17 protein-coding genes are annotated in these 18,819 nt (G+C 54.2%); 13 read left to right on the top strand and 4 right to left on the bottom strand.

What is annotated here, in order from left to right; all coding sequences use genetic code 11:
- Positions 1-5 precede the first annotated feature (5 nt).
- The gene (locus tag ACOOFE_RS02205) at positions 6-1,229 is read left to right on the top strand and encodes a protein-glutamate methylesterase/protein-glutamine glutaminase (protein ID WP_420413446.1); all 1,224 of its coding nucleotides are present in this window, start codon (positions 6-8) and stop codon (positions 1,227-1,229) included.
- On the top strand, positions 1,226-2,113 hold the full coding sequence (locus ACOOFE_RS02210; protein WP_141184905.1) for a CheR family methyltransferase: 888 nt from the start codon (positions 1,226-1,228) through the stop codon (positions 2,111-2,113). Before ACOOFE_RS02205 ends, ACOOFE_RS02210 begins: the two co-directional genes overlap by 4 nt.
- 181 nt (positions 2,114-2,294) lie before the next feature.
- Here ACOOFE_RS02210 and ACOOFE_RS02215 read toward each other — a convergent pair whose 3' ends face one another.
- On the bottom strand, positions 2,295-3,182 hold the full coding sequence (locus ACOOFE_RS02215) for a LytTR family DNA-binding domain-containing protein (RefSeq protein WP_420413447.1): 888 nt from the start codon (positions 3,180-3,182) through the stop codon (positions 2,295-2,297).
- Positions 3,183-3,433: 251 nt separating this feature from the next.
- Here ACOOFE_RS02215 and ACOOFE_RS02220 point away from each other — a divergent pair, with 251 nt between their 5' ends.
- Positions 3,434-4,405, top strand: coding sequence for an MBL fold metallo-hydrolase (locus ACOOFE_RS02220; protein WP_420413448.1), 972 nt, complete (start codon positions 3,434-3,436; stop codon positions 4,403-4,405).
- A 175-nt stretch (positions 4,406-4,580) separates the two neighbouring features.
- Here ACOOFE_RS02220 and ACOOFE_RS02225 read toward each other — a convergent pair whose 3' ends face one another.
- Both ACOOFE_RS02225 and ctrA read right to left on the bottom strand, forming a co-directional pair.
- The gene (locus ACOOFE_RS02225; RefSeq protein WP_420413449.1) at positions 4,581-5,048 is read right to left on the bottom strand and encodes a TrmO family methyltransferase domain-containing protein; all 468 of its coding nucleotides are present in this window, start codon (positions 5,046-5,048) and stop codon (positions 4,581-4,583) included.
- 173 nt (positions 5,049-5,221) lie between these two features.
- Positions 5,222-5,914, bottom strand: coding sequence for a response regulator transcription factor CtrA (gene ctrA / locus ACOOFE_RS02230; RefSeq protein ID WP_141184909.1), 693 nt, complete (start codon positions 5,912-5,914; stop codon positions 5,222-5,224).
- A gap of 371 nt (positions 5,915-6,285) precedes the next feature.
- On the opposite strand from ctrA, the gene fliI reads away from it, so the two are divergent.
- The 3 genes from fliI (at position 6,286) to ACOOFE_RS02245 (ending at position 8,674) form a co-directional block, all read left to right on the top strand.
- Positions 6,286-7,611 (top strand): flagellar protein export ATPase FliI, encoded by a 1,326-nt coding sequence (gene fliI / locus ACOOFE_RS02235; RefSeq protein WP_420413450.1) that lies wholly within the window; start codon positions 6,286-6,288, stop codon positions 7,609-7,611.
- Positions 7,612-7,639: 28 nt separating this feature from the next.
- The gene (fliJ, locus tag ACOOFE_RS02240; RefSeq protein ID WP_141184911.1) at positions 7,640-8,050 is read left to right on the top strand and encodes a flagellar export protein FliJ; all 411 of its coding nucleotides are present in this window, start codon (positions 7,640-7,642) and stop codon (positions 8,048-8,050) included.
- Between the two features lie 189 nt (positions 8,051-8,239).
- Complete coding sequence (locus ACOOFE_RS02245) at positions 8,240-8,674, top strand: paraquat-inducible protein A (RefSeq protein WP_420413451.1); 435 nt, start codon at positions 8,240-8,242, stop codon at positions 8,672-8,674.
- Between the two features lie 26 nt (positions 8,675-8,700).
- On the opposite strand, the gene ACOOFE_RS02250 is transcribed toward ACOOFE_RS02245, so the two are convergent.
- On the bottom strand, positions 8,701-9,816 hold the full coding sequence (locus tag ACOOFE_RS02250; protein ID WP_420413452.1) for a DUF2336 domain-containing protein: 1,116 nt from the start codon (positions 9,814-9,816) through the stop codon (positions 8,701-8,703).
- A gap of 272 nt (positions 9,817-10,088) precedes the next feature.
- On the opposite strand from ACOOFE_RS02250, the gene ACOOFE_RS02255 reads away from it, so the two are divergent.
- The 7 genes from ACOOFE_RS02255 to ACOOFE_RS02285 all read left to right on the top strand — a co-directional run bounded on the left by ACOOFE_RS02255 (position 10,089) and on the right by ACOOFE_RS02285 (position 18,809).
- Positions 10,089-12,359 (top strand): mechanosensitive ion channel domain-containing protein, encoded by a 2,271-nt coding sequence (locus tag ACOOFE_RS02255; protein WP_420413453.1) that lies wholly within the window; start codon positions 10,089-10,091, stop codon positions 12,357-12,359.
- Positions 12,360-12,531: 172 nt separating this feature from the next.
- On the top strand, positions 12,532-14,052 hold the full coding sequence (glpD, locus tag ACOOFE_RS02260) for a glycerol-3-phosphate dehydrogenase (protein ID WP_420413454.1): 1,521 nt from the start codon (positions 12,532-12,534) through the stop codon (positions 14,050-14,052).
- Between the two features lie 81 nt (positions 14,053-14,133).
- Positions 14,134-15,627: a glycerol kinase GlpK gene (gene glpK, locus ACOOFE_RS02265; RefSeq protein ID WP_420413455.1), complete on the top strand. Its 1,494-nt coding sequence runs from the start codon at positions 14,134-14,136 to the stop codon at positions 15,625-15,627.
- A gap of 284 nt (positions 15,628-15,911) precedes the next feature.
- The gene (locus ACOOFE_RS02270) at positions 15,912-16,265 is read left to right on the top strand and encodes an ArsR/SmtB family transcription factor (protein ID WP_420413456.1); all 354 of its coding nucleotides are present in this window, start codon (positions 15,912-15,914) and stop codon (positions 16,263-16,265) included.
- A 28-nt stretch (positions 16,266-16,293) separates the two neighbouring features.
- Positions 16,294-16,785: an arsenate reductase ArsC gene (locus ACOOFE_RS02275; protein ID WP_420415533.1), complete on the top strand. Its 492-nt coding sequence runs from the start codon at positions 16,294-16,296 to the stop codon at positions 16,783-16,785.
- A 12-nt stretch (positions 16,786-16,797) separates the two neighbouring features.
- Entirely contained in the window at positions 16,798-17,505 is a 708-nt protein-coding gene (locus tag ACOOFE_RS02280; protein WP_420413457.1) for an aquaporin, read from the top strand.
- 62 nt (positions 17,506-17,567) lie between these two features.
- Complete coding sequence (locus ACOOFE_RS02285) at positions 17,568-18,809, top strand: NAD(P)/FAD-dependent oxidoreductase (RefSeq protein WP_420413458.1); 1,242 nt, start codon at positions 17,568-17,570, stop codon at positions 18,807-18,809.
- The last annotated feature ends 10 nt before the right edge of the window (positions 18,810-18,819 follow it).

Below are 18,819 nucleotides of genomic sequence, written 5' to 3' on the forward strand. Positions count from 1 at the left end.
TCTCAATGGCATTTGCACAACGAAATGTGTCCGCTGGGGTTAATACGGGGGCTGACCCGATTAAAGTTATGGTGGTCGATGACGCGGTCGTGATCCGCGGACTTTTGACCCGTTGGCTCGGGGAAGACAAAGACCTTAAGGTTGTCAGTTCGCAACGGAACGGAAAACTGGCAGTCGAAGACATCGAAAAAAGCAATCCAGATGTCGTTGTTCTCGACATCGAGATGCCGGAAATGGATGGCTTGACGGCTCTGCCGCTGATGCTGGCCAAGAAACGCGATCTCGTCGTGATTATGGCATCTACGTTGACCCGCCGGAATGCGGAAATCAGCCTGAAGGCGTTGTCTCTTGGCGCTTCGGATTATGTCCCGAAGCCTGAATCTACGTCCGAAGTCACCACATCGATCGATTTTCGTCGCGAGCTGGTTGACAAGGTCAAGGCGCTGGGCGCCCGGGCCGTACGTATGCGTACTCCTGTGCGGACGATGCGGGCTGAAACCCGTGCGGGCCGCACAGCGCAGCCAACTACTCGCCCCGCATCAGCCGCTGCCCGTCCTGCAGTGGATACACGGGCAAGCTTTCGTGGAGCTGGACAGCAAGCAGGTGCGGGCGGCAAATTCCAGCTGCGCCCCTATGCTTCGGTACGGCCTCGCATTCTGGCGATCGGATCGTCGACCGGTGGCCCTCAGGCCCTTCAGGAAGTGATGAAAGAAGTCGGCACGGCGATGAATGATGTGCCGGTGGTCATCACGCAGCACATGCCGCCGACCTTTACCGCAATCCTTGCCGAACATATGGGTAAGGCCGCTTTGCGTCCCTCCAAGGAAGGCGAAGACGGCGAAGAACTCAAAGCCGGGAACATTTATGTAGCGCCCGGCGGCAAACATATGACCTTGGAAAAGGAAGGCGGTTCAGTAAAAATCTGCCTCAATGATGGGCCTCCAGTCAACTTTTGTAAGCCGGCCGTTGATCCGCTCTTCGATAGTGTTTCGAAAGTCTACGGATCTGCGTGTCTCGGAATCATCTTGACGGGTATGGGGTCCGATGGTGCGGGCGGTGTTCGCACAATTGCCGCAGGGGGCGGTAGCGTCATTACCCAGGATGAAGAAACCAGCGTTGTCTGGGGGATGCCCGGAGCAGCCGCGCAAACCGGAATGTGTTCGGATGTTCTTCCGTTGAAGGATATTGGACCGAAAATCTCTCGCGTATTGAAGGGGAACACACGATGACCCCGAGTGAGTTTGATTTTCTGAAAAACTTCCTGAAAACGCGGTCCGGTCTCGTGTTGTCGAATGACAAGCAATATCTGGTCGAAAGCCGTTTGTTGCCGATTGCCCGCAATTCCAAACTGGAAACCTTGAGCAACCTGATTCAGGCTTTGCAAAAAGGTGGCAACCGGACCCTGGAAACCGACGTTGTTGAGGCAATGACGACCAATGAGTCGTTCTTCTTCCGCGACAAGACGCCGTTTGAGCATTTCAAGGAAACGATGCTGCCGGCGATGCTGCAGAACCGTGCTGCGCGCAAACAGATCAAGATCTGGTGTGCCGCTGCGTCCACAGGGCAGGAACCTTATTCGCTTGCGATCTGCCTGAAAGAAGCAGCCGCCAAGGTTGGCGGATGGCGTGTCCGGATCTTGGGGACGGACCTGTCCCAGGAGGTTCTGGAGAAAGCGAAGACCGGTCTCTACAGCCAGTTTGAGGTTCAGCGGGGTCTGCCGATCCAGCTGCTTTTGAAATACTTCGATCAGAAAGGCGATATGTGGCAAATCAATGCCGGTATGCGTGCCATGATCGAATGGAAAAAACTCAATCTTCTGGAGCAGTTTTCTCATATCGGCGAGTTCGACATTGTCTTTTGCCGGAACGTTCTGATCTACTTTGATCAGGAAACCAAAACCGAAATTCTTAACCGGATTGCGAAATCCTTGCCGGATGATGGGTTTCTTGTGTTAGGGGCGGCGGAAACTGTTGTCGGTTTGACGGATGCGTTTAAGCCGGTCGCCGGAAAACGTGGTTTGTTCCAAAAGAAACAGGCGGCACAAACCGGAACCAGGCCAGCGCTTGCCACTGGTACGTCCAGGTTGGCTGCCGGCGGAACAACCTTCCGCTAAACACCGCAAAGACTTTGAATTATGAGGCCCGGTCGATCGAGAAAGATCAGCTGGGCCTTTTCGTTGCCGGGTGCTTGTGAGCTGGTGAAAGCTCTTTAGTGCCTTTGAGTGTTTCGGGAAGTCGCTGAAACAATTAGTATTCCAGGCAGGGTTCGGTGATCCGAGTTTGGCCGGTAACGTTCTAGGCCGTGGACGCGCGGTCATTTGATTCAGTTTTTGCTGAATTCTGCTCTGCCCAACCAGTGACTCGGCTGACATAACGCCGGCTCACCGGAATCTGCATGCCATCTTGTGTCTCAATCCGCGTGTTGTTGCCTTTTCGAACAACCTTTCGGATCGCTTCGTTGGCGATCCAATGGCTACGGTGAACCTGCATGCCAAGCGATTGCGGCAATTCCCGCAGAATGTCGCTGAACCTATAGAGGATCATCCGGGTTTCGGAAGTTCCAACAAGTTTGACATAGTGCTCTTGTGCTTCTGCGCGGAGCAATGTGCCAGTGAACGGCGGTGACAAGCTTTCAAAAAATGAGGTCTGACCTGCGACGTTTTCTGGAAGCACACTGCCATCTGCTAGTTCATCCGATGTGGTTTCAAGCGCCTCTTGTGCAACGTTCGTATGCTTGCCAATGCTTACGATCATTCTTGTTTCCGCTAAAAGCGGAAGGGAGAGCAGCCCGCACAAGAACGCGTGGTTGTCCAAGAGGTAGCCAAGTTCCAGGAGAAAGGCACCAACTTGCGGATCCGGTCCTCGAGCTGTTCCTACTGTGGACCCAAGCTCAGGAAGTCCGAGCACGATATCCATCGCCGTGACCGAAAGAACAAAAGGCAAATAACTGGCAAGTCCCGCCAGACAAAGCGCGGCGACCTTCCGCCTATTCAACGCTGGTATCAGTCCAACAAGAAGAAAGAACGCAAAAAACAGCGTGGCTTCAATCGATATCCGGACAAACCAATACCCGTATACACTCAAGACATTCCAGCCATCCGGCCGTGTTTGCTGGTTCGCGGCAAGCAGAAAAGCGGCACAAATTGTCATGGCAATCAGCAACAGCAGGTTCTGCCGGGACATCGACTTTTCCTCTAGAAATGGCTCAATGCACTATACCATTGATGATGCATGAATGACATTCCCCGTTAAGGCATTGAAATAATGTGAAATTCATTTCCGTTCAAGAACTCGCGAATTATCTCATTTAAACCCCGCATGGGAGGTTTCAACACTGCTATTTTATCCCAGATACCCCAAGAGCGATTGGAGCCACTGCCATTTGTTCTGGGATTTTGGCTTCCTTCGAGTTTTGGCAACCAAAGGAATAACCAATGAGTGAAATTCAGGTTCGACTGACACGGCGTGCTGCCTTGTTGGGAGCAGGGGCGACGGCATTAGGGGCTGGCGTCGCGTCGTCCGGAACGGTTCATGCTGCTGCCGAAAAGCAAGGCGCCATGGCAGCGCCGGTTGCACGTTACCATATTGGTTCCTTTGAAGTGAACACTTTGCTTGATGGCGCGGTCACTGTTGGGGAACCCCAGAAGACGTTCGGCATGAACGTTGATGCTAGCACGTTCTCACAAGCGTCTTCGGATAACTTTATTCCCGATGACAGTTTCAAGGCGTTTTTTACACCGACGCTGGTCAACACAGGTCAAGAGCTAATTCTGTTTGACACCGGTGTCGGAGAAGGGGGGCGTCCGGCACGTGGCAACATGCGCGCCGCGCTGATGAGCGCAGGCTATACGCCGGAGCAAGTCGATGTAGTCGTCATCACCCATATGCACCCAGATCATATCGGCGGCTTGATGGAGGCGGGCGCGCCTGCATTCCCAAATGCCCGCTATGTGACCGGCCAGAAGGAGTTTGACTTCTGGTCTGCTATGGACCCGGAAGCCAATGGCGTTACCAAGCTTATGGCAAAGAATGTCAAACCGCTTGCCGAGAAAATGACATTCCTGGGAGATGGCGGGTCAGTTGCGTCTGGGATTACAGCAGTGGCTGCACACGGGCACACACCGGGTCACACCCTTTATATGCTGGAAGATGGGGGACAGCAGCTCCTTCTCGCGGCTGACCTTGCCAACCACTATGTCTGGTCATTGGCTCACCCAACGTGGGAAGTTCGGTTTGATATGGACAAAGAAGCGGCGGCTGCGACGAGGCAGTCTGTCTTGAGCATGCTGGCCAGCGATAAGGTTCCTTTTGTCGGCTACCATATGCCGTTCCCGTCCGTCGGATATGTTTCCACTGAGGGAAGCGGGTTCCGCTACGTTCCAGCGTCTTATCAGCTCAATCTCTAGTGCACAGGCCCCATCATCCTGAAACATAGAGGAGGAAACGGCCGGGAGCCCACCCCGGCCGTTTCTTTGTTTTGAGCGGGCCATGTTGACCTGAAAACAGAACGCATCGCTTTTTTGCCGTTGATGTCTGTGATTTCAGAGAGAGAACAGCGAGCCCGCTTATACGGCATATGATCTATCTGAATTCTGCGCTCCAATCGAAAAGGGCGGATTCTTCATAAGACATTGGCCAGTGTGAGAAATGGGCCGGAGTATGCGCTGAAGATACCAGGTCGCTGGCCGGAAAATACGGTTTGATATCGATGATCGGCGTCTCTGGGAGCGTGTCTATGTACGGTGTGGTAACGCTTCCGGTCTTAATATCCACGCCAGTGACCGCAATTGCGGACAAACAAACTGGATTTGGCCGGTCCGGTGATCGGGATGCAAAAACGCCAACATCCTGGTCGCAAGCGGTATAGGGGGCAGGGCAGATGAGCGGGGCATTCCCCGGAGCATCGGCTCTGTCTGCAAGCCAGAAAACAAAAGCATGGCTGAATTGGTCTAGTCCGGTAAGTCCCTGCCGGAAGGCTTCGTCGATTCGAACCTCAAAGCCGCTTTCCGCCCGGCATACCTTCCCAATCACCGTCAAAACGTGTGTCATTCTTCTCGTCCTTGTATCGAAAATCAGTGATCAGGCCTGATGCAAGCAGCCTGCCGATACTTTATTGAAAGAACAAGAAGAAAGCAGAAACTCAGTGCTTTACCGGATACGTTGGGCCAACAAAAAACCCCGCCGGAGGCGGGGTTTCGTCATCTCATATTTGAGGAACTGCGTTATGCAGCGACCTCAACATCCGGTTCGCGCAGAACGTAGCCACGTCCCCAAACCGTTTCGATGTAATTCTTGCCAGATGTTGCCGCTGCAAGCTTCTTGCGAAGTTTACAGATGAAGACGTCGATGATCTTCAATTCCGGCTCGTCCATGCCACCATAAAGATGGTTCAGGAACATTTCCTTGGTCAGGGTCGTGCCCTTGCGCAAGGAGAGAAGTTCCAGCATCTGATATTCCTTGCCGGTCAGATGCACACGCTGGCCGCCAACTTCCACCGTTTTGGTGTCCAGGTTGACCTTCAGGTCGCCGGTTACGATGACGGACTGAGCATGGCCTTTCGAGCGGCGGACAATCGCATGAATACGTGCCACCAGCTCGTCCTTGTGGAACGGCTTGGTCATATAGTCATCGGCGCCAAAGCCGAGACCGCGAACCTTGTCTTCAATACCGGCATTACCGGAAAGAATTAGGATCGGTGTCTTAACTTTCGAGACCCGAAGTGTGCGGAGAACCTCATAACCGGACATATCCGGCAGGTTCAGATCCAGCATAATAATGTCATAATCGTACAGTTTGCCGAGGTCGATTCCTTCCTCGCCAAGGTCTGTCGTGTAGACGTTGAAGTTCTCGGACTTCAGCATCAACTCGATGCTTTGCGCTGTCGCGTTATCATCCTCAATCAACAATACACGCATGCCAATCCCCTTGTTCTGCCTTTCCTGGGCAAGTCGCAACGGCTGTGTCGGCGCCTGCTACGTAGGACTGCTGTTAACCCCGACTCAATCTATCGATTAATGGTTAACAAATTCTATTTCATAGCGGCAAGGCTCGCGGAAACGTTTCTGTGAACAAAGCCCAACTAATTGAATCACTGGAAAGAATCCAGATTCATCTTTCTTAATGTTGAACTTTAAGAAATCGGCGTAACCGACTCCGTTCAGATTCCTTTCAACAAAGCCAGAATAACTTCGATATGACCCTCGCTCGTGCGTCTTTCAAAGGTTAAGATTAACCAGAGTCGTAAACGATCGGTTACCAAAACCGTTAACAGGGGAAAGAAATTAACGTGAAGGCGCTTTTTGCCGAGATTGATTCGCTCATGTCGACGGAAATTTATGGCCGTGTAACCGCGGTTCAGGGCCTTCTTGTCGAGATCGCCGGACCGATTCACGAGATGAGTGTCGGGTCCCGTTTGATGATCGACAGTGGTGAGGATAACCCCAAAGTTCCCGCAGAAGTCGTTGGTTTTCGCGATGGCCACGCCTTGTGTATGCCGTTTTCAGGCCTAGAAGGTGTCCGCATGGGCTGCAAGGCGGTGATCAGTTCCCGCGAGAGTGTCGTACACCCCAGCAATGAATGGCTCGGGCGGGTGGTTAATGCACTTGGTGAACCAATTGATGGTAAAGGACCTCTTCCAAATGGCGGTCTGCCTCGCAAATTGCGAAGCGCACCACCGCCCGCTAACGAAAGATCCCGTGTAGGGCCTCCTCTTGATCTCGGGGTCCGGGCTCTGAATACCTTTGTGACTTGTTGCGAAGGGCAGCGGATGGGCATTTTCGCCGGCTCCGGTGTCGGTAAATCGGTTCTCATGTCGATGCTTGCTCGCAACACCAAATGTGACACGGCGGTCATTGGCCTGATCGGCGAACGTGGCCGCGAAGTGCAAGAGTTTATTGAAGACGACCTTGGCGAAGAGGGATTGGCGCGGTCGGTCGTCGTTGTTGCGACCTCTGACGAAAGCGTCTTGATGCGCCGGCAGGCCGCCTATCTTGCGATGACGATTGCCGAACACTTTCGCGATGAGGGCGACAAGGTTCTGTGCATGATGGATTCGGTGACCCGATTCGCCATGGCGCAGCGGGAAATAGGCCTGTCGATCGGAGAACCGCCTACATCCAAAGGGTATACCCCAACGGTCTTCACCGAATTGCCGCGTCTTTTGGAGCGGGCGGGACCTGGGAAGGTGGGGTCTGGATCGATCACGGGCTTATTTACGGTTCTTGTCGAAGGCGACAATCACAATGAACCGGTTGCCGATGCCGTGCGCGGCATTTTGGATGGGCACGTTGTCATGGAGCGGGGAATCGCGGAACGCGGGCGGTACCCGGCTATTAATGTGTTGAAATCTGTGTCCCGGACCATGCCGCGCTGCGTGCCATCAGATCAGCAGCCGGTCTTAAGAAAAGCCAAGCAGCTTCTGTCCACTTATACGGACATGGAAGAACTGATCCGTCTTGGGGCTTATCGAAGAGGGTCTGACCCAACCGTGGATGAAGCGATCCACAGATTCGGACCGATTGACGACTTTCTTAATCAAGGTAAGGATGATGCGACGTCAATTTCTGACGGTTATGTGCAACTTGCCAACCTTTTGGAAATGACTCCGGGATAGACTGCCCGTGTAAGGGGAGTATTGAGTAATGAAAACCCGAGACAGTTTGATCCGTTTGAAGCGGTTTCAAGTTGACGAAAAACGGCGGCAGCTCGCCCAGATCGAGAGTATGATATCCGAGTTTCATCGGATGGCAGACGAGCTCGATGATCAGATTCGCACCGAACAGGAGCGGACCGGGATCACTGATGTGACGCATTTCGCCTATCCCACATTTGCAAAGGCTGCGGCGGACCGGAGAGACAATCTGCGTAATTCAGCACATGAGCTGGATGATCAGTTGCAACGAGCTCAGGACGAACTCAGTGAAGCGATCGAAGATCTGAAGAAGTTTGAGCAGCTGGAAGAACGGGATCAGCAGCGTGAACGGACGGCACAGGAGATGGCCGAACAAGACCTTCTTGATGAAGTCGCTGCGCGCGGGCGGTCCAGGTTCTAGTTTTCGGGCCAAGCCGAGACATTTCAATATTAGATACTGCTAGCCGCCTCTTTTTGGCGGTAAGCCGTGTTTGTGCGGCGTGTTACCTTTAAGACAGTAGATTATCGTCCTGCGATTGTTGTTTGTCGCGGGATCTGTTCCTATGTGAACTGTCGTCTCTTGGGTCAATAAGCATAAAAAGCTGACTGTATGCGCCTCGTTATCGCTTTTCTTCTGCCGATCGCGACCTTTTCCTTTGCTCTTGGTATCACGCTGCCAATGATGCGGCTGGAGAAGCTGTATTTTCTAGAAGAGCGGCCGTCTCTCATCGACGTTATTCAAGGACTTTGGGTTGAAGGGGATGCGGCATTGGCTGTAGTCATCGCCCTCTTTTCAGTCATTTTTCCGGCGGCGAAAATCGCATTGACCCATGTGGCCGCTGTTACTGGTGGTCGGTCCCGATCGCTGTCGCTTTTGTCCGCGGTCAGTAAATGGTCAATGCTGGACGTTATGCTTGTTGCGCTTGTTTTGTTCGCGGCCAAGACCAGCGGGCTGGCGGCGGCGTCACTCTTGCCGGGACTGTGGTTCTACGCCGGCGCAACGCTCGCTACGGCGCTGGCCGCGATGCTTTGCCAAAGAGCTTAGAGCGTTTTGCGCTCTAACAAGATCGGTCAAGCGATCGCGAGCTTTCCTGAGTCGCGGGGCTCTTTTTCCGAATCGCGGGTCTTCCGCTTGGCCTGAAAGTCTGTGCAACGCGCACCCTTACTTGCCTCAAGTTCTTTCAAATAGGCTGTATAGGCGCCAATCCAACTGGAGCCTTTTGCTGGGGGGATTCTCAAGTGATCGCAACGCGCCTTGACAAAGAGTGCGAAGGTTTGCGGTTGAAGACCACATCGGGCTGCAGTGCGCATGACGGTCTCAAGCTTGCCATTGAAAATCGCATCTTTCAGCGACTTTAATGCGATGCGGCCCCGGATGCCCATCAACTCGATGACATGATTGAACCGCTGATCTTGAAGCAAGAGAGTAATCAACGCGTCTGCCGTTGCTCCGGCGCGCTGTGCTTCCGCCCACAACAGACTCATATCTTGATTGTCGAGCGCATGGCCAAGTTCGCGGCGCAAAGTTTTGAGCCGTGCAATTTGGTCCAGTTGATCCTGCGAGAGCGCGCCCTGAATGATGGCATTCAGGCGTTTTTTGGCCTCATCATCTACAAGTGGAAGCAGTTTTTGGCAGACCGCTGGCGTCAAATCAGATCTTAGAGAGAGGTTCTCCCTGACTGAAACGTCTTCGGCTGCCATCCGGACCAAGCAGAGCATAGCCTCACGGGACAAACGGATTTCCCGATTGCCGGCCAGGATCCGGTGTATTGGCTTGTCGCCTTTTTGTGCCAAAACATCCGAAACCTGCGCGGTCAAATCGCTTCGCTGAGCGATTGCCTGTAGATGGCGATTGCTGAGGGCCTCCATCAAATCCAGCAAATCTTCTTGTGAAAACACTGGCGAGGACGTTAGGACTGGCGAGGCAACTGAGACGTCGTCTGTCGCGATTTTCCGGGCAAGAGAAACCGGTGTATTGGGGCATGCCGACATTTTTTTTGCCAACCGGACTCGGTCATTCGCGGTGGCATCGCCATAAAGTTTCAAAGTGACTTCGGCGAATATCGTGAGTTCTTGTGTGGTGCGCTGGTCGAGGTCTTCGGTCACCAGCTTGCAAAGCTCACCGAACAACGTCGTACGTGCGGCGTCGGTCCCTTTCTCGGCAAGTTTGACTAGTGACAGTGACATTCTTCCTCCCATGTATGAGAAGAAGAACGGTATATTGTTATTAATACGTTACCGAATCTTCGATTGGTGAAATATGACCTAGCGGCAATTTGATGTTTTTATTGATATTTAGCGACGTAAATAGTTAAAATTGACAATATTCCAATCTATTGGAAGATCGTGGCTTGTATGCGTAGCCGGTACGAGCCTCCTTGAGACTCAGGTGCCGCCGGAGTACTTCACTTTTAGCGAGAACCGTTTTTCGCATGCCTGACCGTTCTGATGGACCCTTCATGACACTTCTTCTCAGCCGTCTTTTTCCGTTCATTTTGATGTTTTGTGTTTGGGCCACATCGGCAGTCTCCCAAACAACGCCTGATGGGACGAAACAAGCAACCGAGATTGGCCAAGCCAGGGAAGCTTTGATCCAGATATTGGAAGACCCAGATAGTCGGGCCGCTCTGATCAAGCAGCTGACAGCTGAGAAAGACGCCGGAGGCAATGAGCAGAGCTCCCCGCCAGAAACTGAAACGGAAGTTAATGTTTCTCGGTCTGCCAAGGACGGAATTGTTCTCACCATTGGCGAATACACGCGAGCAATCGCCGATCAGGCCGGTGTCCTACTCAATCAAGCGGGGCGCTCCATAAATGGTTTAGGGCTGATTGCGACAGGCCAAATTCCGGTCAAATGGGACCGGGTTCAGACAGTCCTTACACAAGTCATTTTCGTCTTGTTTGCTGCTTATGTGGTCTATGCGGCTGCTCAAGTGCTTGCCCGAAAATCCTACCGGCGATTGGCGGTGAAAGCCCGTTATGGCGGCGGCATCGCACGGACCAGTATTCTACTTTTTACAACCCTCATAGACACAACAACGGTCGCGCTGGGGTTGGGCGGAGGATACTTATGCGCACTGGTTGCCTATGGCGGGCTGGAAGCAGGCGTCACAATCCAGGAAAGCCTGGCACTCAATGCGTTCTTCGTCACTGGAATGGCAAACGTAGCACTGCGGTTTGTTTTTGCTCCAAACCGCCCAGAACTGCGTCTGTTGCCCTTTGATGATACCAGTTCAAACTACTGGTATGGCCGCTTGCGGCTTTATATGTACTGGACCAATTACGGCATCTTCCTGGCAGTTCCGGTTGCCAACATTGCAGTTTCCTTTGTCTTAGGAAATGCGCTGCGCTTCCTCGTGGTGTTAAGTGGGATGCTCTACCTGATGGCGCTGGTAATTCGAAACCGCACGACGGTCCGGCAGGGCGCCTACCGTTACTCAGAAACGCTTCATAGCGTATTGGCTCAACGGGCGATCGCCAATCTTGGCAAAGTTTGGCATATGGCAGCCTTAGGCTACATCATCGCGATTTTCATTATTTGGGTTTCCCGTCCCTTTGATGCCACGACAATCATTTTACGCGCGACCGGTCTGTCTGTCGTCACGGTGATGGCCGGCATGGCGTTGTCGTTGATCATGACACGGGCGATCCGCGGCGGTATTCGGTTGCCCGACAACTGGAACCAGGCGCTTCCAGCTCTTCAATACCGTTTGAATGCGTTTGTGCCGCGGATTTTAAAACTTGTCCGGTCGGCCGTGTTCCTGGGAACCGTGCTGATGCTGCTCGACATTTGGGGCGTGTTCCGTGTTCGCGCCTGGTTTGAGAGTGAGACCGGTGCCCGATTGCTCAGCAGCACAGGGTCAGCGCTTTTGGTGCTTTTGGTCGGCTTTGCGGTTTGGCTTGCTTTGATGTCATGGGTGGATTTGCGGCTGCAGTCTCGCAGCGGCCGGATCGTCACTGCCCGGGAGCGCACGCTGTTCCAGCTCTTCCGCAATGCCGCAACTGTTGTCATCCTGGTGATGTCGTCGCTTCTGGCTTTGTCTGAGCTGGGCATTGATATCGGCCCGCTCATTGCCGGTGCCGGTGTCGTCGGTCTGGCAATTTCTTTCGGTGCCCAGACGCTGGTAAAGGACATCATTACAGGCGCCTTTATTCAGATTGAAAACGCGTTCAATGAAGGGGATGTCGTGACCGTTGCCGGCATTACTGGAACGGTTGAAGGAATAACGGTCCGGTCGGTGCGGATCCGGGATCTCAATGGAACCTCTCACATTATCCCATTTTCGTCTGTCGACATGGTGTCGAACTTCATGCGCGGATTTTCCTATCATGTCGCGATCATTGGCGTGGCTTACGATACCGATGTTGCTGTTGCGAAAGACGCGATGCTCGAGGCGTTCCGCAGGCTGCGGGAAACAGACTATGGGGCGAAAATTCTTTCCGATATGGAGATGAACGGGGTGATTAATTTTGGTCCAAGCTCGATCGATATTCGAGCACGGATCAAAACTCTGCCGGGTGATCAATGGTCTGTCGGGCGCGCTTACAATGAGTACGTGAAACAAGTGTTTGATGAGCGGAACATCGAAATCCCATTCCCGCAGGTCACCTATCATGCGGGAACTCCGCCATTTGTTGGGAACGAGGGAGAGAAGACCGCGAAATCGAAACTGCCGAAAAAACCGAAAGCCATTTCGGGTGACGCGCCTCCCAGCGAAGGTGTCGAATAGGCTTAAATCTCCCAATTCTTAGCCAAAAAATCTGGTTCAACTGCTAACTGGCTTTTGATGAAAGTCGGATGTGCGCTTGTGCGCGCATTTATTGTGATTGATTTTCGACTGGTTTCGAATTATTTTCGCTTTTAGAATAATCGCGCGAAAAGAACGGAGCCTTAGACGGACCATGGCGGCGGACTATGATCTTTTAATAATCGGTGGCGGAATTAACGGAGCAGGGATTGCCCGTGATGCTGTCGGCCGTGGAGCATCGGTGATGCTCGTTGAAATGGGGGATCTTGCCGGAGCCACATCATCGGCCTCGACCAAACTCATCCATGGCGGCCTGCGCTACTTAGAATACTATGAGTTCAATTTGGTGCGTAAGGCCTTGAAAGAGCGGGAAGTCCTTTGGAGGTTGGCGCCGCATATTGCCTGGCCGCTGCGTTTTATTCTTCCGCACCACAAAGAGCTGCGCCCAGCATGGTTTCTACGCCTTGGTCTGTTCATGTATGACCACCTTGGTGGCCGTAAGCTGCTGCCGGCGACCAAAACAGTTCCGCTCGACCAGGGCATCTTCAGCAAGGGGTTAAAGAAACTCTTTCATAAGGGCTTCGAATACTCGGATTGCTGGGTCGATGATGCGCGCCTTGTCGTGTTGAATGCGCGGGATGCTGCGGATCGCGGCGCGAATGTACAAACCCGCACAAAATGCGTCAGCGCACGGCGTGACGGAGACCATTGGCAAGTGGTCTTGAAGGATCTGACAACCGGTATCGAACGCACTGTCACCGCATCTGTTCTGGTAAATGCGGCTGGTCCCTGGGTTGCCGAAATGCTGCGTGGTGTTGTCGGGGCCAACAATTCTTCAGCTGTCCGTCTGGTCAAGGGCAGCCACATCATTGTGCCGCGCCAGTTTGACCATGACCGCTGTTTCATTTTCCAAAATGGGGATGGACGGATCGTTTTCGCCATTCCTTATGAAAACGACTTCACCTTGATAGGGACAACCGACGTCGATTTCGAAGGTGATCTCGGCAAGGTTTCAATTGCAGAAGATGAAGTTGAGTATCTTTGCAAAGCTGTCAGCGAGTATCTGGAAAAACCCATTACCCCTGACGATGTCGTGCACACGTATTCTGGTGTCCGCCCGCTCTATGACGATGGTGCGAGCGAGGCAAAAGCGGCGACCCGGGATTATGTGCTGGAGTTGGATGCTGGCGACAACAAACCGGCTGTTCTGTCCGTATTTGGTGGCAAAATCACCACCTATCGGAAACTTTCCGAACAGGTGTTGGAAAAGCTGACGCCATTCCTGCCGTTCAAGCGCGGAACGTGGACGGATGAGGACGCGCTTCCAGGCGGCGATTTTGCGGTGACATCCTTTGATGACGAAGTGGAGCGTTTGTCTTCCGATTATCCGTTCCTCGGCAAAATTTTTGCGGCGCGGCTGATCCGTCAATATGGGACGGATGCCCGAAAAATTCTGGGCAGTGCGAAGAAGGCTGCCGATCTGGGACAATTTTTTGGCTACAACCTCTATGAGGCCGAAGTGAAATGGTTGGTAAGCCAGGAGTGGGCGCGCACGTCGGAGGACATTCTTTGGCGGCGGACCAAACTGGGTTTGCGGTTGAATTCCGATGAAATTGCGGCGCTGGACAGCTATCTGGACGCTCATCTTGCAGAATTGGTCGGCACTGCTGCATAGTGCTGGGCTAGAAATCTAAGCCGCCGGCAACCGCCGGCGGTTCTTTTGAACAATAAACAAAAATGATGTGGGAGGAGCGCCATGGCCGGATCGGTATTGGCGATTGACCAAGGCACTACGTCAAGCCGTGCCATTGTCTTTGGCGAGGATTTTCAGCCGGTCAGTGTCGGCCAGCAGGAGTTTCCGCAACATTTCCCGAAATCGGGTTGGGTGGAGCATTCGCCATCTGATATCTGGACCAGCACCCTGCGCGTCTGCCGCGAAGCGATGGAAAAGGCGCCGGACAAGGGCGCGAACGTTGCGGCTATCGGAATTACCAACCAGCGTGAAACAACGCTGGTTTGGGACCGCAAGACAGGCGAGCCGGTCTATAACGCTATCGTTTGGCAAGATCGCCGCACAGCCGATTTCTGTGCGAAGTTGCGGAACGAGGGTCTGGAATCCAAGTTCACAGCCAAAACGGGCCTACTGCTAGATCCCTATTTTTCGGGCACCAAGATCGCCTGGATCCTCGACAACGTCGACGGTGTGCGCGAGCGCGCAGAGCGCGGCGAGCTAGCGTTTGGGACCGTAGACAGCTGGCTGATCTGGCATTTGACCGAAGGCGAAGTTCATGCAACCGATGCAACCAACGCCTCGCGCACTCTGATCTACAACATCCATGACAACGTCTGGGACACGGAGCTGTGTGAGGTTCTGAATATCCCGCTCAGTATGCTTCCGGAAGTCAAAGACAGCGCCGATGACTTCGGTGTTGCCAAGGCAGATTTGTTCGGCAGGGAGCTCCCGATTCTGGGTGTGGCTGGAGATCAGCAGGCGGCGACCGTGGGTCAAGCGTGTTTTGAACCAGGTATGGTCAAGTCGACCTACGGCACCGGATGTTTTGCCATCATGAACACTGGCACGACCCCGGTTCTGTCAGGCAACCGCATGCTGACAACTATTGCTTACCGGCTGAATGGCGAGACGACTTACGCCTTGGAAGGCTCGATCTTTATTGCTGGCGCTGCCGTGCAATGGTTGCGCGATGGCCTCGGTCTCATTGAGAGCGCCGGTGATACGCAAGGCTTGGCGGAACAGGCTGATCCCAATCAGGATGTGTATTTGGTTCCGGCATTTGTCGGGCTTGGTGCGCCTTATTGGGACGCGGATGCCCGCGGGGCCATGTTCGGCTTGACCCGGAATACAGGCCCTAAGGAAATCGCCCGGTCTGTTCTGCAGAGTGTCGGCTACCAGACTTGCGACCTTGTGTCCGCCATGCAATCGGATTGGCCGGATGCCAAATCTCCGGTCTTGCGGGTCGACGGCGGCATGACAGCGTCCGATTGGACTATGCAATTCTTGTCGGACATTCTAGGTGCGCCTGTCGACCGACCGACCGTTGCCGAAACAACGGCACTGGGTGCCGCTTGGCTCGCCGGGAGCAGGGCCGGTGTCTGGCCGGGGCAGAAAGAATTTTCCGCCAAATGGAAGCTTGAAAAAAGATTTGAGCCCCATTTGGAGCCGGAACGGCGGGAACAACTTCTCGCTGGCTGGAAAGACGCTGTACGACGAACACGTTCCAACCTGACATAATATGATCCATCAAGCTCCGGCAATCGCCGGAGCTTTTTGATTAATGACATTACTTTAGCCTTTTCATCGTTCTCCCGGCCAGGTGTAGCGCGAGTCGGGGCGTGGGGCCAAAAGACTTTCAACTTCAATTAGATAAAGGCTGATAAGCCTGGATTCTCCGATCTCTGCTCTCCGCTTTACTGCCTCGGGGAGGACCAGCCGGGGCTTTGTTTCATTTCTCGCACTCAGTTTGCGGTCAGTCAGATAGCTGTTGCTTTATTCGTTATTTCGGGTATTCTCGAAATATGGAAAAAGAAGATGCCTTGAGAGCTCTGGCAGCACTTGGCCAGGAAACCCGCCTCGACGTCTTTCGCCTGCTGGTGAAGGCGGGAAAAGACGGCATGGCAGCTGGCGCCATATCAGATGCTCTAGAAGTGCGTCCAAACACCCTGTCGACCCACTTGAGCGCCCTCTCCCGGTCCGGTCTCGTGCGAGCTGAACGGGATGGGCGCTCAATTCATTACCGGGCCGATCTTTCCATCATGGGCGCCTTGACGACCTATCTGCTGCAGGATTGCTGCGGCGGAAACCCGGAACTCTGCGCTCCGATCATAAGTTTTCTGGATGACAGCGATTGTCGCAACAAAGGCCGGTGCTGAATCCGGCAAGAGGTGGGGCTTCAATAACATGCGTAATGCCTTGTTTGTCTGCACGGCCAACTCCGCACGCTCGGTTTTAGGCGAAGCGATCCTGCGCCATTTGGGTGAGGGGAAATTTCAAACCTTCTCAGCCGGGTCGACACCGCGCGGCATGGTCAATCCGGATGCAATTACTTGTCTTCAGGGGCGCGGTCTGCCGACGGATGGTTTCCGGTCCAAGAGCTGGGAAGAGTTCGCAGGGCCAGACGCACCCAAGATGGATTTGATCATCACGGTTTGCGACAGCGCGGCAGGCGAAGCCTGCCCAGTCTGGCCGGGTCATCCATTTGTGGTCCATTGGGGTATCCCGGATCCGGCGGGCGTTGAGGGCGATGATGCCACACGTGGCGCCGCCTTTGATCTCGCTTTTGAACGCCTGGAACGCCGTGTCAGTGCCATGTTGGCACTTGGCGATGCGGTGTTTTCTTCAGCTGACGGCAAGGCTCAACTGTCAGCCATCGGCACATCTGCCGACGACTAGGATCTTCAAAAAATGTCTGAATTCACTCTCTCCCGGCGCCTGGTTGCTGAAGCGCTTGGTACTGCGATGCTCGTTGGAACCGTAGTTGGATCCGGGATCATGGCGGACAAATTGTCGGACGATGTTGCTGTGTCGCTTTTGGGAAATACCATTCCGACCGGCGCAATCCTGGTGGTTCTGATCACCTTACTGGGGCCGATCTCAGGTGCCCACTTCAATCCGGCCGTGACATTTGTCTTCTGGCTGAAGCGGGAGCTGACAGTTCCCATCGCACTTGCCTATATCGCAGTTCAGATCCTCGGCGGGATCTGTGGATCGCTGATTGCCCATGTGATGTTTGAGCTGCCTGTCTGGCAGGCCTCCACCACGGTGCGCACAGGAAGTTCCCAATGGGTTGCGGAAGTGGTGGCGACCTTCGGGCTTCTGGCCAGTATTCTGGCCGGGATTAGGTTCCGCGCCGAGGCTGTGCCGTGGCTGGTCGGTCTTTATATCACTGCTGCCTATTGGTTTACCGCCTCGACTTCTTTTGCCAATCCTGCTGTGGCGATTTCTCGAGCCTTCACGGATACGTTCGCCGGGATCCGTCCGGTCGATGTGCCTGGGTTCATCGTCGCTCAGCTGATTGGTGCGGCTTTGGCGCTGGCTCTGTTTTCCTGGTTGCTGCAGGCGGAAAAATCCGTGCCCGAGGGCGAAAAGGTCCACACTCAGAAAACTGGCTAAACCAGCTTTCGTTATCCTCTTCTGCGCTTGCAAAACACGGCAAGGATTGCTTGAAGGGATGGATGAGCAAACCTGACGTTTATGTTGTCGGAGCCGGCATTATCGGGCTGGCTACCGCCGCGAATCTCCTGCAACGCGGATACCGGGTGACCATTCTGGACAGGGAAGGTCCGGCGGCGGGCGCTAGCCAGGGCAACGCAGGTGGTATCGCCTGGACCGATGTTGCTCCAATGGCCGCTCCTGGAATGTGGAAGCAGGCCTTCAAGTGGCTGATGGACCCGCTTGGGCCACTCACCGTCCGGCCTGCCTATGCCCACAAAATCCTGCCCTGGATGCTTCGGTTCCTGGCGGCGTCCAACCCGAAGCAGATGGAACGCAGCACCAAAGCGCTGGCAGCGCTCAATGCCGAAGCCTGGCCGTCCTGGGAGCGGCTGTGGCGGGTGTCCGGCACGCACAACCAGGTGCGCAAGGACGGCTGTCTGGAACTCTTTGATACACAGGCCTCTCTGGATGGTGCCCGGCCAGGCTGGGAAGAACAACGCCGGTTTGGCATTCAGATTGATGAGCTAGATGTCCGGGCGATCCGGGAACTGGAACCGTCGATATCTGACAAAGTCGTCGGCGGTGCTTTGTCACCTGAGTGGGCACAAGTTGATGATCCGAAGGCCTTGTGTCTTTCCTTGGCTGATTGGCTCAAAGGCCAGGGTGTGACATTCGACATAGGCGAGGTGAGCAAAGCTGAACGTCAAGACGATGGGGCCGCACTCACACTCAAAGACGGGCGGACCATAGTTGCCGGTAAACTTGTGATCGCCTGCGGGGCTTGGTCGAAGAAACTTGCAGCGCAGTTGGGCGACAAAATCCCTTTGGATACGGAACGCGGCTACAACATCACCATTCCAGAGCCGGGCGTGACAGTGAACCGCTTTATCCTCCTACCCGGTCACGGATTTGTTGTATCTCCGCTTTCCATTGGCTTGCGCGTTGGCGGGGCTGTTGAATTTGGTGGTCTGGATCTGCCGGAAAACTGGAAGCGGGTGGATGCCATGGTGACCAAGGCCCGGCGGTTTTTCCCGGATCTGCAAACAGACGGTGGCAAACGCTGGATGGGGTACAGGCCCTCCATCCCGGACAGCTTGCCGGTGATTGGTCCAGCCTCTAGCGGCTACGGGATTTATTATGCCTTTGGCCATGCGCACCACGGGCTGACGGAAGCGGCGGTGACCGGAGAAATGATCACCGATATGATTGATGGCAAAGCCCCAACGGTTGACCCGGAACCGTTCCGCGCCGACCGGTTTTAGGCGAGAAAGC

The sequence above is a fragment of the Roseibium sp. genome (assembly GCF_965216085.1).
Lineage (GTDB): Bacteria > Pseudomonadota > Alphaproteobacteria > Rhizobiales > Stappiaceae > Roseibium.

What these genes read in the sequence shown, in the direction of transcription:
- ACOOFE_RS02245 (WP_420413451.1), top strand. Translation starts at nt 8,240, where the DNA reads ATGCGCCTCGTTATCGCTTTTCTTCTGCCGATCGCGACCTTTTCCTTT.
- glpD (WP_420413454.1), top strand. Translation starts at nt 12,532, where the DNA reads ATGGCGGCGGACTATGATCTTTTAATAATCGGTGGCGGAATTAACGGA.
- glpK (WP_420413455.1), top strand. Translation starts at nt 14,134, where the DNA reads ATGGCCGGATCGGTATTGGCGATTGACCAAGGCACTACGTCAAGCCGT.
- ACOOFE_RS02280 (WP_420413457.1), top strand. Translation starts at nt 16,798, where the DNA reads ATGTCTGAATTCACTCTCTCCCGGCGCCTGGTTGCTGAAGCGCTTGGT.
- ACOOFE_RS02255 (WP_420413453.1), top strand. Translation starts at nt 10,089, where the DNA reads ATGACACTTCTTCTCAGCCGTCTTTTTCCGTTCATTTTGATGTTTTGT.
- ACOOFE_RS02250 (WP_420413452.1), bottom strand. Translation starts at nt 9,816, where the DNA reads ATGTCACTGTCACTAGTCAAACTTGCCGAGAAAGGGACCGACGCCGCA.
- ACOOFE_RS02215 (WP_420413447.1), bottom strand. Translation starts at nt 3,182, where the DNA reads ATGTCCCGGCAGAACCTGCTGTTGCTGATTGCCATGACAATTTGTGCC.
- ACOOFE_RS02270 (WP_420413456.1), top strand. Translation starts at nt 15,912, where the DNA reads ATGGAAAAAGAAGATGCCTTGAGAGCTCTGGCAGCACTTGGCCAGGAA.
- ACOOFE_RS02285 (WP_420413458.1), top strand. Translation starts at nt 17,568, where the DNA reads ATGAGCAAACCTGACGTTTATGTTGTCGGAGCCGGCATTATCGGGCTG.
- ACOOFE_RS02210 (WP_141184905.1), top strand. Translation starts at nt 1,226, where the DNA reads ATGACCCCGAGTGAGTTTGATTTTCTGAAAAACTTCCTGAAAACGCGG.
- ctrA (WP_141184909.1), bottom strand. Translation starts at nt 5,914, where the DNA reads ATGCGTGTATTGTTGATTGAGGATGATAACGCGACAGCGCAAAGCATC.
- ACOOFE_RS02220 (WP_420413448.1), top strand. Translation starts at nt 3,434, where the DNA reads ATGAGTGAAATTCAGGTTCGACTGACACGGCGTGCTGCCTTGTTGGGA.
- ACOOFE_RS02205 (WP_420413446.1), top strand. Translation starts at nt 6, where the DNA reads ATGGCATTTGCACAACGAAATGTGTCCGCTGGGGTTAATACGGGGGCT.
- ACOOFE_RS02225 (WP_420413449.1), bottom strand. Translation starts at nt 5,048, where the DNA reads ATGACACACGTTTTGACGGTGATTGGGAAGGTATGCCGGGCGGAAAGC.
- ACOOFE_RS02275 (WP_420415533.1), top strand. Translation starts at nt 16,294, where the DNA reads ATGCGTAATGCCTTGTTTGTCTGCACGGCCAACTCCGCACGCTCGGTT.
- fliJ (WP_141184911.1), top strand. Translation starts at nt 7,640, where the DNA reads ATGAAAACCCGAGACAGTTTGATCCGTTTGAAGCGGTTTCAAGTTGAC.